This is a genomic window from Marinobacter sp. L-80 (genome assembly GCF_056859395.1).
The window spans coordinates 73,537-87,535 of the sequence record NZ_JBSXOI010000056.1 but is presented as its reverse complement, the minus strand read 5'-3'; the positions used below and the strand labels follow the sequence as shown (position 1 = coordinate 87,535).

The window sequence follows — 13,999 nt, the reverse complement described above, 5'->3', positions numbered from 1 at the left end:
TTAAAGGTCGAGTGAGACCGGGCCGCGGGGAACGGAGATACAAAGTTGGACAGTCTCCTCGCCGGGGCCGGAAGTTTGGCCGGTCAGACGGTTGATGACGGTACCCGTGGTTTTCCGGCAACTGCACTGGTGGCAGATGCCCATGCGGCATCCGTGGCGCGGTGTCAGTCCGGCGGCCTCGGCGATTTCCAGCAGGGTGGCATCGCCCTCGGAATCGACCATCATCTGGCTGCTCTCAAACTGAACCTCACCACCGAGTGTTTCGTTTCCAAGGTTGGCACTTGGCACTGAAAAGAACGTGCTGTGGATATCCGCGTCAGCAAAGCCTCTCTCGGAGAGGAGGCCCTGGGCCAGATCCATCAGGCCTTTGGGGCCGCAGAGATAGACCTGCCGAGCCTTGATGCCTGGCACTGTGTCCAGATCCTGGCCACGCAGGTAGCGGGGTTCCCTGGACTCGTTGGTGGCGATGATATTAAGCGTGAGGGCGCTATAGCGTGCCTTCAGGGCCAACAGTTTCTCCCGGGCAATAACGTCATCACGGGTTCTGACGAAATACAGCAGAGTCACCGGTGCCCGGTAATCCTGGGCCGCCATGGTCTCAAGCTGGCTCAACACTGGCGTGATGCCGCTGCCACCGGCAATAAACAGCACCGGTTGGGCCGGTTCTGGTATCAGAAAATCACCAAAGGCTTCGCCCAGACCGATTACCGCCCCAGTTTGCAGGTGATCGTGAAGCCAGTTGGTCACCAGGCCGCCGGGAAGGCGTTTGATGGTCAGCGTGACCAGTCCCTGTTCCTGCCAGAGCAGGGGTGAGCTCGAGAGGCTGAACGTACGGTTTCGGCGTACTCCATCCACTTCAACACAGATGTTCACATGCTGGCCCGCGCGGAAGCCCGACCAGCGCCTGGCCGGTTTCAGAACCAGTGTCTTGGTGTCCCCGGTTTCAGAAAGGATCTGCTCCACTCTGGCCGGTGTGTACTCTTGTACCCACATGGGGTTGATGCGTTCCAGCAGTGGGTCAAAAAACGCTTCCGGGTCATCCCGGTTGAATAGCTGCCTTCCGAGCCAGTGAAGGGCTTTTTGCTGGGTCTGTTTCGCTAACATGATCGTTGCCTCCCTGAGGCTTTTCGCTGTCCGTGTGTACAAGTGTTCACTTATGTGTACGAATGTACACACGACTACGTAAACTGACAACGGCTGAGCTCGTAATGGCTCAAAATGACAAGCATTCTGTACTTTTATTTTTTGGGATGTGTACACTTGTGAACCATTGGCTAACGGCAGGCGGTATGGGCACAGGATGGCGGAAAAACAGCGAAGAAAGCCCGGTGAAACCCGCGAGAAACTGATGACCGCGGCGTTAACCCTGGTAGGCAAGGGCCGGCATTTCGCCAGCTTGGGTATCCGGGAAGTGACCCGTCAGGCGGGCGTGGTACCAACCTCGTTTTACCGGCATTTCCGCAATATGGACGATCTGGGGTTGCAGCTTGTGGATGAGCTGGGCCTGGTGCTACGCAGGATGATGCGAGAAGCCCGGGCGAATGTGTTGCAGGCGGACAAACTGATTGAAGAGTCGGTGGCCATCTTTATCAGCCACGCGCAGGCCAACCGGAGTTTCTTTCTGTTCATGGCCCAGGGGCTGGCCGGTGAGAGCAGGGCAGTGCAGGAAGGTATCCGGAGCGAGATGCGTTTCTTTGCCAGTGAGCTTGCGAATGATCTGCGCAGGTTGAGGCTGGTGGACCATCTGACCGATCAGGATCTGGACATGACCTGTGACCTGGTGGTGCGCAGTGTCGCCTTCAGCCTGACTGATCTGCTCGGCGTATCCGCCGAAGACGACTACCAGATCGAGCAGATCAGGAAGCGGACCACCCGCTTCCTGCAACTGATTTTCGTGGGCGCCGCTCACTGGCAAAGCGCGGGCTGATTGTCCGTTGTATCAGTCCGCTTTACTCTTTTTCGTTGGCTGTTTGCGTGGCGCACTGGGCTTGGCCACAGCTTTCGGTTTGGCCTTTGGCGGAAGAATCAGGCTTTCCAGTTCGTCCAGTGCTTCACCCGTGTAAACCGCAAGTCTCTGCATGCTTGGCAGGGTATCCCTGCAGCCCGTATAGCCGAAGTTCAGTGAACCGTCATAGCTCAGGCAGGTGATGTTCAAAGCGCCACCGTGAGTAATCAGCGAGACAGGGTACATGGCTTCCAGTTTCGCGCCCTCGTAGTAAAGCGTTCTCTGGGGCCCCGGCACATTGGAGATCGTAACGTTAAATACCGGCCGCATGCGACCGCCAAGGCCGGACATCAGCTGCAGTATATAAGGCGACATCAGGAGCATGGTGTACTGGGTGAGCGCGCTTTTGGGCAGCTTCTGCAAATGCTCTTTGGCCCTTCGCGTTGACGCCTTGATGTTTTGCAGGCGGGTCAGCGGATCGGCTTCGTCGGTCGCAAGCGAAGAGATCATGAAACTGATCTGGGTGCCTGTCCCTTCGTCATCGGACGGCCGGATGTTGACCGGTATGCCGGCGGTGAGGGGAGCGTCCGGCAGTTCATTCTGTTCCAGCAGAAAACGCCTGAGGGCAGTTCCGCACAGGTACAGAACGATATCGTTGAGGGAAGCGCCGGAAACGTGGGCAAGTTCCTTGATCCTGTCGAGCTGATAATGCTGGGTGGCAAACCGGCGCTGGCCGGTGACCCGATGATTGATCTTGGAGACGGGCCCGGTGAACGGCGCCGTCAGACCGTCCTCGGGGTGGCGGACCGAATGCACCAGCCGGTTGCCCGCCTGCAGCAGACGCGGTGCCATATCTGCCTGCAGTTTCAGGGCATCCATGGCCTGTGAAACCGCACCGGGCACGCTGGCCTCGGAATCGGATTTGCTGCCGCGACGGCGCTCCGGCCGAACCGACCAGGGTGGCGGCATGTCCCGTTTGTCGGGATCGGTTGTCAGTACACGTTGCATCAGGCGTACACCACTGATGCCATCAATCATGGAATGATGCATCTTGGTGTAGAGCGCAAAACGGTTATTCTCGAGGCCCTCGATAACGTGGCATTCCCAGAGCGGGCGGGCAAAATCCAGGGGGTTGGAGTGCAGGCGCGATACCAGTATGCCCAGTTCCCGTTCACCGCCGGGGCGCGGCAGTGCCGAGTGACGCACGTGGTAATCCAGATCGATTTTCTTGTCGACTTTCCAGCCCGGCGCCAGTACCCGACCCAACAGTCCGGACCAGGCAAGCTTTAAACCCCAGGGGGGCGCGACATCGCCGGTTTCCTTCATGCGGGTCACCATGTCCCGGAGGAAGGTTTCAGGGGCGCCCTCCGGTAGCGAAAAGATCTGCAGGTTGCCCACATGCATGGGGGTGTCTTCAGATTCTACGGCCAGCCAAGAGGCATCCAGCGTTCCCAGGCGTTTCATTCCTTGTGCGTCTCCACCAGTATCCAGGTATTTTAGTTATCTCATGCAAGTATACTTGCAACTGCTTCGTGACACGATGTTTCAGGTCATAAAGTTCCCCGGTTCTGCAGTGCCGTACCACCTCAAACCTTTGCCGTTTTAGTCTCCCGAAAGAGGCGAGTGTGTGCTACTTTTCATCGGTTGGTTGCAGTAAAAACAAAAACATCCGGAGGCGTTGTGGAATCCAGCCCGCTTATCTCGGCAGGACTGCCGATTGCTCTGTTCATCATCATGATCGGTATCGGCATGACCCTGACGATACGAGACTTCCGCCAGGTGGCGGTGTATCCGAAAGGGATGATCGTCGGCACCATTGCCCAGATTCTCGTCATGCCCCTCATCGCCTTCATGCTGGCCACGTTGCTGGCGGTTCCGCCGGCCATAGCGGTCGGACTGGTGATCATCGCTGCCTGCCCTGGAGGCACCACCTCGAATCTGTTTGTGCTGCTCTCGCGGGGGAACATTGCCCTCTCCATAGTACTGACCGTCAGCGCCAGCCTGATCACCATTCTTACCCTGCCGCTGTTTACCAATATTGCCCTTCAGTACTACATGGGAACCGAGGAAGACATTGTGCTGCCGGTCTGGAAAACCGTGGGCATGCTGATTGGCATCGTGCTCTTCCCGGTCGCCATCGGGATGGTGGTTCGTACCCGCAAGCCGGAGGTTGCCCGCAAGGCAGAAAGCATTGTGAGTATCTTCGGCGGTATCGTGCTGGCGGTGCTGATCGTGGCGCTGGTGTACGGTGTTCGCGACCAGATCTGGGAGCTCCTGAAGCAGGCGGGGCCGGCAACCATCCTGTTGAATCTGGCCGGTATTGGTCTCGGCCTGGCGGCCGGCCGGATGGCGGGTCTGACCCAGCGGGAATCCCTGGCAGTGGCGGTGGAGCTGGGTGTAAAGAACGGCACCATTGCCCTCATGGTCACTCTGACTCTGCTGGAATCCAGCGCCATGTCGATCCCGGCTGCGGTCTACGGGGTGCTGATGTTCCCCATCGGCTTTGTTCTCGCCATGTATGGTCGAAGCATCATTCCCATTTCGACGGTACAGAGCAAAAACTGACTGGAGTCCTGCGTTATGCAGTTCCTGAACGGCATTACCCTTCTGCTTGTCTACCAGTTGATAGGGGAGATTACAGTTCGCTTGCTCGGTGTTCCCATCCCCGGGCCCGTACTTGGCATGGTGATGCTGTTCGTAACTTTGATGATACGGGGCAAGGCGCCGGAGTCTGTCGATCAGGCGTCCACGGCCTTGCTCAGTCATCTCTCGCTTCTTTTCGTTCCGGCGGGCGTGGGCATGATGGCGCATTTTGGCCGCATCGCCGACGAGTGGGTCCCCATAACCCTGGCGCTGCTGTTAAGTACCGTGATAACCATGGTCGCCACCGCGCTGATCATGCAGGTGACCACCCGCTGGTTTGCAAAGCCGCTGGCCGAAAAGGAGGGCGGCGATGAATGAGCCGGGTCTGAAAGACATCTGGGTCTACCTTTCGACGTCCCCGCTCCTCGGACTGACCATTACCCTGGTGGCCTATGGTCTGGCCTACCGGCTGTACCTGAAAACCAACTCCAATCCGCTGGCCAATCCGGTGGTCACATCGGTGGCCATGCTCATCATCCTGTTGCTGGCCACCGGCACCTCCTACAGTGACTATTTTGAAGGCGGTCAGTTCGTTCACTTTCTGCTGGGACCGGCGACGGTGGCGTTGGCCGTTCCCCTGTATCAGCAGTTTTCCAGGCTTCGACAACTCTGGTTGCCGGTAACGATTTCGCTCTTTTGCGGCGTTGTCATCGCCGCAGGCAGCTCTATCGGCCTGGCCCGGCTTCTGGGTGGGTCTACGGAGATCCAGATGTCCCTGGCCCCGAAATCGGCAACGGCGCCGGTGGCCATGGGGATTTCCGAAAAAATTGGCGGCCTTCCGTCGCTGACTGCCGTATTGGTTGTTATCACGGGCATCACCGGCGCCGTTCTGGGCACCAAGCTCTTTGAGTGGATCCGGGTTCGCGATGACACCGCCAGGGGCATTGCCATGGGTGTTGCAGCACACGGTATCGGGACCGCCCGGGCGTTTCAGGTAAGTTCGCAGATGGGTGCTTTTTCCGGGCTTGCGATGGCGCTTTCCGCCTTCGCTACCGCCTTGCTCGTGCCCTGGCTGGTCGATCTGCTTGAAGCCTGGATCCCCGCCTGAGCCGGCTCTTCCGATGGATTCAATGGGATAACTCCATTTCCCCATCGCTGGCGTACCCGTTATCAAGAGAAACCTTGATAAGCGAACCCTGAGGAGGCCCCTTGAGCAGGAATAACTACCTGGCAGTGCTTGTTCTGTCACCGGTGTGGATGTCGAGCTCGCTTCCGGCGATTGCACAGTCGTCATTGGACAACGATGAGGAGCTGGTGCTTCAAGTAACGTCACCAAGACTGGTTCGGGATCTGTACGAAACGCCCGCGGCAGTCTCGGTCATCAACGCACCCGATATCCGTGAGGGTCAGCAGCGTCTGCAACTGGATGAATCCCTCAATACCGTTCCGGGCCTGTTTTTTCAGAACCGCTACAACTTCGCCCAGAATCTCAGATTGTCTACTCGCGGATTTGGTGCCAGAGCGCCCTTCGGTATTCGGGGTATCCGGATTCAGGTGGATGGTATCCCCTACACGCTGCCCGATGGCCAGTCCCAGATCGATGCCATTGATCTGGATTCCGCCCAGCGAATCGAGGTCATTCGGGGGCCTGCCTCCGTTCAGTATGGGAATGCCGCGGGCGGTGTGATCGATATTTCCACTGCGTTGGGTGATGAGCTGCCCCAGGGCGGTCGGCTGCGGCTCGATGGCGGCAGTGACGACTATCGCAAGGCCGCGATACAGGGAAATGGCGTTGATGGTGATACCAGCGGCATAGCAACGCTTTCCTGGCTGACCTTTGATGGCCACCGGGAGCAGAGCAAGGCAGAGAAAGCACTGTTCAACGCCCGTGTGGCACGGGATCTGGATTCTGGACGGCGGATAACCGCCACATTCAACGCGCTGCATAACCCCAAATCCGAAGATCCGGGTGGGCTCACCCTGGCCCAGGCCGAAGAAGATCCGGAGCAGGCCACCGCATTGGCCAAGAGGCTGGACAGCAGCCAGACCGTGAACCAGCAGACCCTGGGTGTAAGATTTGAAGACTCGGGCGTCCTTCCCGGCCAACTCACCCTCGATACCTTCTACACTCACCGGGATTTCGCACAGCAGTTGCCGTTTCCCGGAAGCAGCCGCATAGCCTACGACCGGCACTTTTACGGCATCAGTTCCCAGTATCAGCAGGAATCGACGCTGGCCGGATTGCCTCTGGTGTGGGTAACCGGCCTGGATGTTCACCATCAGTCCGACGACCGGCGCCGCTATTCGGTGTCTATCGATGGCGATATCACCGGCCAGACCCAGGCGGAAAACCAGAGTGCTACCAATGTGGCGGTGTTTGGCCAGGGCGACCTGGCGCTGAGCGACGCACTCAACGTCTCCCTTGGCGTGCGGTTCGACCGGTTGCGTCTGGCCATTGACGACGACTGGCTGCAAGACGGTAACGATGATTCGGGCAACCGGACTTTCCGGGAATACAGTGGCGTTGCCGGTATCAGCTACAAGCTGGCACCGGCGCACCAGGTATACGCCACCCTTGGTACGGCGTTCGAGTCACCCACCTTTACCGAGTTTGCCAATCCGAATGGCGGCGGCTTCAATCCCGAGCTGGAGCCGCAGCAGGCATTGAATCGCGAGATGGGTATGCGCGGCATGCTTGGCCGTGGCCTCAGCTATGACATGGCCCTGTTCTCCATCCGGGTGGAGGACGAGATCCTGCCCTTTAACGTGGGCGATCAGACCTTCTACGAAAACGCCGGCGAAACCCGTCGCAATGGTTTTGAACTGGGTCTGGCCTGGGACCTTTCGTACGCCTGGCGGGTAACCAGCGCGCTGACCCTGGCGGATTACGAGCTAAGGGACTTTGTGGATGAGCAGGGCAACGACGCCAGCGGCAACGCTATTCCAGGTCTGCCGGAGCAACTCTGGGTGAGCGAGCTGGAGTGGCGCGGTGCAGCCGGTCGTTTCGCGGCTCTGGAGTGGCAGTATGTGGGCGAGTTCTACGCCGAAAACAGCAACCAGACCCTGGTGAGTGACTATTGGCTGGTCGGTATGCGTGCCGGCGATTCAGTACGGATGGCGGATCAGACCCTGAACCTGTATGCCGGAATCCGCAATCTGCTGGATCAGGACTACTTCAGTAACGTGCGGATAAATGCCAACGCGAACCGCCCTGTGGAAGACCGGGGCTATTTCGAACCCGCCCCGGGAAGAACTTTTTATGCGGGCCTGGAATGGGTATTCTGAGGGGCGATAACAACACAAACAGTAGGGATTTTTAATTCATGCAAACCAAGTTCCTTCTCGAAGAAAGCCAGATGCCGAAATACTGGTACAACCTGCAGGCGGACCTCCCCGAGCCGCTGCCGGCCGTCTTGCACCCGGGTACCCAGCAGCCGGTGGGCCCATCGGATCTGGAACCGCTGTTTCCGATGGCGCTGATCGAACAGGAAGTGACCACCGAACGGGAAATAGAGATTCCTGAGCCGGTGCGTGATGTCTACAACCTCTGGCGTCCGGCGCCGCTTTATCGGGCCCATCGCCTCGAGAAGGCCCTCGGCACGCCGGCAAAGATTTTCTACAAATACGAAGGCGTGAGCCCGGCCGGCAGCCACAAGCCGAACACCGCGATTCCGCAGGCCTTCTACAACCGCGAAGCGGGTATACGCACCCTCACCACCGAAACAGGAGCAGGGCAGTGGGGCACATCGCTGTCCTTTGCCGGCTCCCTGTTCGATATCGATGTTACGGTGTTCCAGGTTCGGGTTTCCTACAACCAGAAACCCTATCGCCGAGCGGTCATGGAAACCTACGGCGCCAAATGTGTGGCTTCGCCCTCGGAGCTGACCGAGTTTGGCCGCAAGGTGCTGGCAGAGACTCCGGACCACAATGGTAGTCTGGGCATCGCCATCTCCGAAGCGGTGGAACTGGCGGTCAAGGACCCGAACACCAAGTATGCCCTGGGCTCGGTTCTCAACCATGTGTTGCTTCACCAGAGCATCATCGGCCTGGAAGCCATGCAGCAGATGGAAATGGCGAACTGCTGGCCCGATGTGATTGTGGGTTGTACTGGCGGTGGTTCCAACTTTGCCGGAATTGCTTTCCCGTTTATGGGGCACGCCCTGAGAGGCGGCGAGAAATCCCGGATTGTGGCGGTAGAGCCCTCGGCCTGTCCCACGCTGACCCGGGGCAAGTACGCCTACGATTACGGTGATACTGCCCACATGACCCCGCTGACCAAGATGCATACCCTGGGCTCCGGCTTTACACCGCCGGGCTTCCACGCCGGCGGTCTGCGGTACCACGGTATGGCACCCCTGGTTTCACATGCCAAGGAGCTGGGGCTGTTTGATGCGGTGTCCTACACTCAGCGGGAGTGCTTCGAGGCCGGCGTTCTGTTTGCGAGGAACGAAGGTATCGTGCCGGCTCCGGAGGCCAACCATGCGGTCAAGGGTGCCATTGACGAAGCCCTGCGCTGCAAGCGGGAAGGCAAGGATGAGGTGATCCTGTTCAACCTCTGCGGTCATGGCCATTTTGATATGGCAGCCTACACCTCCTACTTCGCCGGTGAACTGAGCGACCACGAGTACGACGAACAGGAACTGGCCATGGCCCTGTCCGGGCTGCCCTCGGTCAACGCCTGATCAGTCGTCTTTCGCCCGCTGTTTGAAAATCGTACCCCCGCCGCCGGCATCCAGTTGTCGGATGGCGGTGGGTGCGCCCTCGTCATCCAGTCGCACGTCTCCGATGCCCGCGCCGTTCCACAGTCGCTCGCCGGCCTCGCGGCCCTCGGGTAGCCTGGGGGAAATCCACATGCGCCGTCTCTTGGTGAACCAGTTAAGGGGCGACCAGGGTGCGAACAGCCAGCGATTGAGCCGGTCCAGCCATTCCAGCAGGGCGTTGGGGAATTCGTTCTTGATGCCGCTACTGGTGATCTGCCAGACGCGGGGACCGTTCTGTTTGTGGCGCACCCTCACATCGTAGGCAAACGAATAGTGAACATCGCCTGAGAGAATCACGAAGTGTCTGGGCGTTCGGGGGTGGCCGAAGATATTCAGTAGCACACTGGCCGCGCCCCGATGCGCCATCCAGTTTTCAGCATCCACCAACAGCGGCTTGCCAAAGAAGGTAAACACCCGCTGGATCATCTCGATGAGCTTTACCCCGAACATTGGCGCCGGCGAAACCACCACGACGGCATCCTCGCCCATGATTTCGTGTTGAAAATCGGTCAGTGATTCCCAGTCCATCAGTCCGGAGGGGTGACTGCGCCGGATTTCGCTCCGCCAGCGATGGGTGCGGGTGTCCAGCACCACCAGTCTGGGTGATGTTGGCAGGCTGAAGTGCCAGTGTTGAAAGTGGAACAGCTGGTCGATCAGATCATCCTGAATGGCCGTATCCAGCTCGTGTTGCCCGTTGCTGGACTCGAACAGCCTCTGACACTGTTCGATCAGTTGGCCGAAATTGCCAGGCTGGTTGCCCCAGCCCTGGCACAAAAGATAGCCCAGCAGGGCATTGCCAATAATGCGCCGGGAAAAGGGGTGTTCGTAAGCGGTGGTTTCCCAGAGCGCGGAGAGATTCCAGTCGTCCGTCACGTCATGATCGTCAAAGATCATATAGACGGGCACGTTGGCCATGGCCCGCGCTGCCTGCGGAAGGCTCTTGCGGAACTCGTTGATGGCGGCCTGTTCTTTCCGATAGCGCGCCAGCTCGTCCGGGTCATCGACCGGTTCAGCACTGGTCACACACGCCCAGGGTTCCGGGGACCAGACCAGCAGATACATGGCCATCACCTCGGCAAAGGAAATCAGGTGATTGCCCGCATTGGCCGTGGTGAACACCGGTTTGCGGACGCCACCGAAGAAGCGCTCGGTCAGGTCTTCATTGAATTCGGATTCCGGCAGCAGTTCATCCCGGTGGTAATAGGCATTCGCCACCGAAGTCAGTTCCTTGCTGTGCGAAAGCGAGGCGCCTTCCAGTACCTCCTGGTAAAGGCCCAGTTGGTGAATGACACACTGGATGGCATGTAACATCGGGCCGGCCACATCATCGGCGTAAACCTGGTCGCCGGTCATAAGTAGCAGAGACGGAACGTCCTCAAGCTTCTGTGCCTTCTGCAGTTCTTCATCCACTCGAACCAGCCCATCAGGAGAGGGGTGGTGGGGTCTTCGGCAAGAGCCGTGGAGTATTCGGTCCAGCCTGGATTTCAGGGTAAAGCCTGGCCTCTCCCGGCCCTCGGGGCAGAGATGTGGAGCCCACGTCCGGATCCACTGGCAAGCCTCTGAGCCTTCGGCGGTGAGCCCCAGGTCGTATTCCAGCCGGGTGTCCTTTGGGAGAGTAGCCTCAGGCGTAATGGTCAGCAGGTTCAGCCAGGCTCGGGTACCAATTCTGAGTCGTGAAAACTCTGAATCGGCTAACGGACGATCCAGCAGGAGCTCTGTGCCTTTGAATACCTGAATTGCGAACTCTGACTGTTCGCTGGTTACCAGCCACAGAACAATAGAGTCCGGCGCGGAATGACGTAAAATTGGGCCGGCCAGTACCGGCCCGAATTTGCCATCTGGCTCCAGATTCAGTCCTCCTCAAGTTCTCTTGGCGGGCAGTGGTGGTCTTCCACAACCGTGCCATCGTCCACGCTCTCGAGGTGCACATCAAAGCCCCACAACCGGTGCACGTGCCGCAGGACTTCATCAGTTTCCTTGCCCAGGGGGACGCGGTCCACGGGAATATGGCGCAGGGTCAGTGAGCGATCGCCGCGCACATCCACATTCCATACCTGGATGTTGGGTTCGCGATAGCTGAGGTTGTACTGGCGCGCCAGTTTCTCTCGCAGGTCCCGGTAGCCGGGGTCATCGTGGATGGCGGTTACCCGGTACACGTCTTCCTGGTCATCATTCTGGATTGCGAAAAGTTTCAGATCCCGCATTACCTTGGGGGAGAGGAACTGCTGGATGAAGCTCTCGTCCTTGAAGTTCTTCATCGCAAAATGAAGGGTTTCCAGCCAGTCGCTGCCGGCGATGTCCGGGAACCACTCACGGTCTTCGTCTGTCGGGTTCTCGCAGATCCTGCGCAGATCCGTAAAGATGGAGAATCCCAGGGTGTATGGGTTAATGCCCGAATACCACGGGCTGTTGAATGGCGGCTGGTACACCACCGCCGAGTGGCTCTGGAGAAACTCGAGCATGAAGCCGTCGGTCACCAGCCCCTTGTCGTACATGCGATGCAGCAGGGTGTAGTGCCAGAAGGTGGCCCAGCCTTCATTCATGACCTGGGTCTGGCGCTGGGGATAGAAGTACTGCCCAAGCTTCCGCACGATGCGGATGATTTCCCGTTGCCAGGTTTCCAGCAGGGGCGAGTTCTTCTCGATGAAGTAGAGAATGTTTTCCTGGGGCTCTTCTGGATAGCGTTTGCGACGCCTTACCGGGTCATCGTCCTCGTCAAGCTTCGGTATTGTCCGCCAGAGATCGTTGATGCGCCTCTGCTGGTATTCTTCCCGCTCTTTCTGGCGCCGCACTTCTTCCGACGCCGATATCGGGGCTGGCCGCTTGTAGCGGTCTACCCCATAGTTCATGAGGGCGTGGCAGGAATCCAGGATCTCCTCCACGGCGTCCACGCCATAGCGCTCCTCGCACTCCGCCACGTAATGACGGGCAAACACCAGGTAATCGATGATCGCGCTGGCGTCGGTCCAGGTGCGGAACAGGTAGTTACCCTTGAAGAAGGAGTTGTGGCCATAAGAGGCATGGGCAATAACCAGCGCCTGCATCGGCAGGGTGTTTTCCTCCATCAGGTAGGCGATGCAGGGATTGGAGTTGATCACGATCTCGTAGGCCAGGCCCATCTGGCCGCGCTGATAGCCCTTGGATGTGCTGAGAAACTGTTTGCCGAAGGACCAGTGATGGTAGCCAACCGGCATGCCCACGGAGCTGTAGGCGTCCATCATCTGCTCGGCGCTGATCACCTCGATTTGGTTCGGGTAGGTGTCCAGGCCGAACTCGGCGGCGCACTTGGCAATCTCGTCATCGTATTCCTGGATCAGCTCGAAGGTCCACTCAGAGCCCGTGGAGATCGGCTCCCGGGCCCTGGGCTGATCGCTTTCGGGCGGATTGGGTCGGTCCATGAGGTTAGTCATGCGGCTTTCCTCTCGAACAGCTGGCGGAATACCGGGTAAATTTCACCGGGGTCGGCGATCTGCTGCAGGGCAAAGCTCTGGGGGAATTGCTCCTGGATCTTCTCGTATTCATACCAGAGCATCTGATGGTCCTGCGGCGTGATTTCCACATAGGCAAAGTACTGCACCAGTGGCAGGATATTGTCGGCCAGGATCTTGCCGCACACCGGCGAGTCATCGTTCCAGTTATCACCGTCGGACGCCTGCGCTGCGTAGATGTTCCATTCAGCCGGGGAATAACGGGACTCAATAATCTTGTGCATCAGCTTGAGGGCGCTGGAGACAATCGTGCCCCCGGTTTCCCGCGAATAGAAGAACTCTTCCTCGTCCACTTCCTTGGCGCTGGTGTGGTGCCGGATGAAGACCACTTCGATCTTCTTGTAGTTCTTCTTGAGGAACAGGTACAGCAGGATGAAAAACCGCTTGGCGATGTCCTTGTGCATCTGGGTCATGGATCCGGATACATCCATCAGGCAAAACATCACGGCGCTGGTGGCCGGCTGCGGTTTTTTCAGGTGCTGGCGATAGCGCAGGTCGATTTCATCAATGAAGGGAATGCGGCGAACGTTTGCTTTCAGTCGCGCGATTTCCTCCTCGAGTACCTGGATCTGATCCTCATGGCTGAACGCCGGGTCCAGATCCTCTGGCGCCGATTTCAGCGCTTCAAGCTGCTTTTCCAGATCCCGGATCTTCTTCTTGCGCGCCCCTCCAAGGCCCAGCCTGCGCGCGTGGGCCCCGCGCAATGAGCGTACTACATCCAGCTTGGCCGGCACCCCATCGGTGCTGAAGCCAGAGCGGACATATTTGAACGCTTCGGTATCCTTGAGTTTCTTGCGGGCCAGGTTCGGCAGTTCGAGATCGTCGAACAGAAAATCCAGGAATTCTTCCTGGGTAATCTGGAAAGCGAACTCATCCATGCCTTCGCCGTCCGGGCTGGCCTGCCCCTGCCCGGAGCCCTGGCCCCCACCACCATCGGGCTTGGGAATGGTGTCACCGGCCACAAACTCCTGGTTGCCCGGATGCACCATCTCCCGCTTGCCGCCCTGGCCATGGTGAAAGATGGGTTCTTCAATGTCGCGAGACGGAATACTGACTTTCTCGCCCCGCTCTATATCGGTGATCGAGCGTTTCTGAACAGCATCCGACACCGCACGTTTGATGTGGTGTCGGTAACGGCGCAGGAACCGTTCACGGTTCACTGCGCTCTTGTTCTTACCGTTCAGTCGCCGGTCGACTATGTGGGTCATTCCCATGGCGTTACT

Annotated in this window: 11 protein-coding genes; 6 read left to right on the top strand and 5 right to left on the bottom strand. The window is 58.6% G+C overall.

Annotation, left to right across the window (positions count from 1 at the left end):
• On the bottom strand, nucleotides 1–1,104 hold the full coding sequence (locus tag AC13E3_RS07705) for a ferredoxin reductase (RefSeq protein WP_104270710.1): 1,104 nt from the start codon (nucleotides 1,102–1,104) through the stop codon (nucleotides 1–3).
• 196 nt (nucleotides 1,105–1,300) lie between these two features.
• Here AC13E3_RS07705 and AC13E3_RS07700 point away from each other — a divergent pair, with 196 nt between their 5' ends.
• Nucleotides 1,301–1,927, top strand: coding sequence for a TetR family transcriptional regulator (locus tag AC13E3_RS07700; protein WP_008175361.1), 627 nt, complete (start codon nucleotides 1,301–1,303; stop codon nucleotides 1,925–1,927).
• A 12-nt stretch (nucleotides 1,928–1,939) separates the two neighbouring features.
• On the opposite strand, the gene AC13E3_RS07695 is transcribed toward AC13E3_RS07700, so the two are convergent.
• Nucleotides 1,940–3,409: a WS/DGAT/MGAT family O-acyltransferase gene (locus tag AC13E3_RS07695; RefSeq protein ID WP_008175360.1), complete on the bottom strand. Its 1,470-nt coding sequence runs from the start codon at nucleotides 3,407–3,409 to the stop codon at nucleotides 1,940–1,942.
• A gap of 216 nt (nucleotides 3,410–3,625) precedes the next feature.
• Between AC13E3_RS07695 and AC13E3_RS07690 the strand changes: the two genes are divergently transcribed.
• The 5 genes from AC13E3_RS07690 (at nucleotide 3,626) to AC13E3_RS07670 (ending at nucleotide 9,210) form a co-directional block, all read left to right on the top strand.
• Nucleotides 3,626–4,510: a bile acid:sodium symporter family protein gene (locus tag AC13E3_RS07690; RefSeq protein WP_008175359.1), complete on the top strand. Its 885-nt coding sequence runs from the start codon at nucleotides 3,626–3,628 to the stop codon at nucleotides 4,508–4,510.
• A gap of 15 nt (nucleotides 4,511–4,525) precedes the next feature.
• Nucleotides 4,526–4,906, top strand: coding sequence for a CidA/LrgA family protein (locus tag AC13E3_RS07685; protein ID WP_008175358.1), 381 nt, complete (start codon nucleotides 4,526–4,528; stop codon nucleotides 4,904–4,906).
• On the top strand, nucleotides 4,899–5,636 hold the full coding sequence (locus AC13E3_RS07680) for an LrgB family protein (RefSeq protein WP_053112946.1): 738 nt from the start codon (nucleotides 4,899–4,901) through the stop codon (nucleotides 5,634–5,636). The genes AC13E3_RS07685 and AC13E3_RS07680 overlap by 8 nt, the downstream gene beginning before the upstream one ends.
• Before the next feature lie 101 nt (nucleotides 5,637–5,737).
• Nucleotides 5,738–7,813 carry a TonB-dependent receptor family protein gene (locus AC13E3_RS07675; RefSeq protein ID WP_008175356.1) on the top strand — a complete coding sequence of 692 codons (2,076 nt, stop codon included), beginning with the start codon at nucleotides 5,738–5,740 and terminating at the stop codon, nucleotides 7,811–7,813.
• A 38-nt stretch (nucleotides 7,814–7,851) separates the two neighbouring features.
• Nucleotides 7,852–9,210 (top strand): TrpB-like pyridoxal phosphate-dependent enzyme, encoded by a 1,359-nt coding sequence (locus AC13E3_RS07670; protein WP_008175355.1) that lies wholly within the window; start codon nucleotides 7,852–7,854, stop codon nucleotides 9,208–9,210.
• On the opposite strand, the gene AC13E3_RS07665 is transcribed toward AC13E3_RS07670, so the two are convergent.
• The 3 genes from AC13E3_RS07665 to AC13E3_RS07655 all read right to left on the bottom strand — a co-directional run bounded on the left by AC13E3_RS07665 (nucleotide 9,211) and on the right by AC13E3_RS07655 (nucleotide 13,984).
• Nucleotides 9,211–10,698 (bottom strand): alkaline phosphatase D family protein, encoded by a 1,488-nt coding sequence (locus tag AC13E3_RS07665; RefSeq protein WP_338354518.1) that lies wholly within the window; start codon nucleotides 10,696–10,698, stop codon nucleotides 9,211–9,213.
• A gap of 440 nt (nucleotides 10,699–11,138) precedes the next feature.
• Nucleotides 11,139–12,698, bottom strand: coding sequence for a SpoVR family protein (locus AC13E3_RS07660; RefSeq protein ID WP_338354517.1), 1,560 nt, complete (start codon nucleotides 12,696–12,698; stop codon nucleotides 11,139–11,141).
• The gene (locus AC13E3_RS07655; protein ID WP_206748289.1) at nucleotides 12,695–13,984 is read right to left on the bottom strand and encodes a YeaH/YhbH family protein; all 1,290 of its coding nucleotides are present in this window, start codon (nucleotides 13,982–13,984) and stop codon (nucleotides 12,695–12,697) included. Before AC13E3_RS07655 ends, AC13E3_RS07660 begins: the two co-directional genes overlap by 4 nt.
• Between the last annotated feature and the right edge of the window lie 15 nt (nucleotides 13,985–13,999).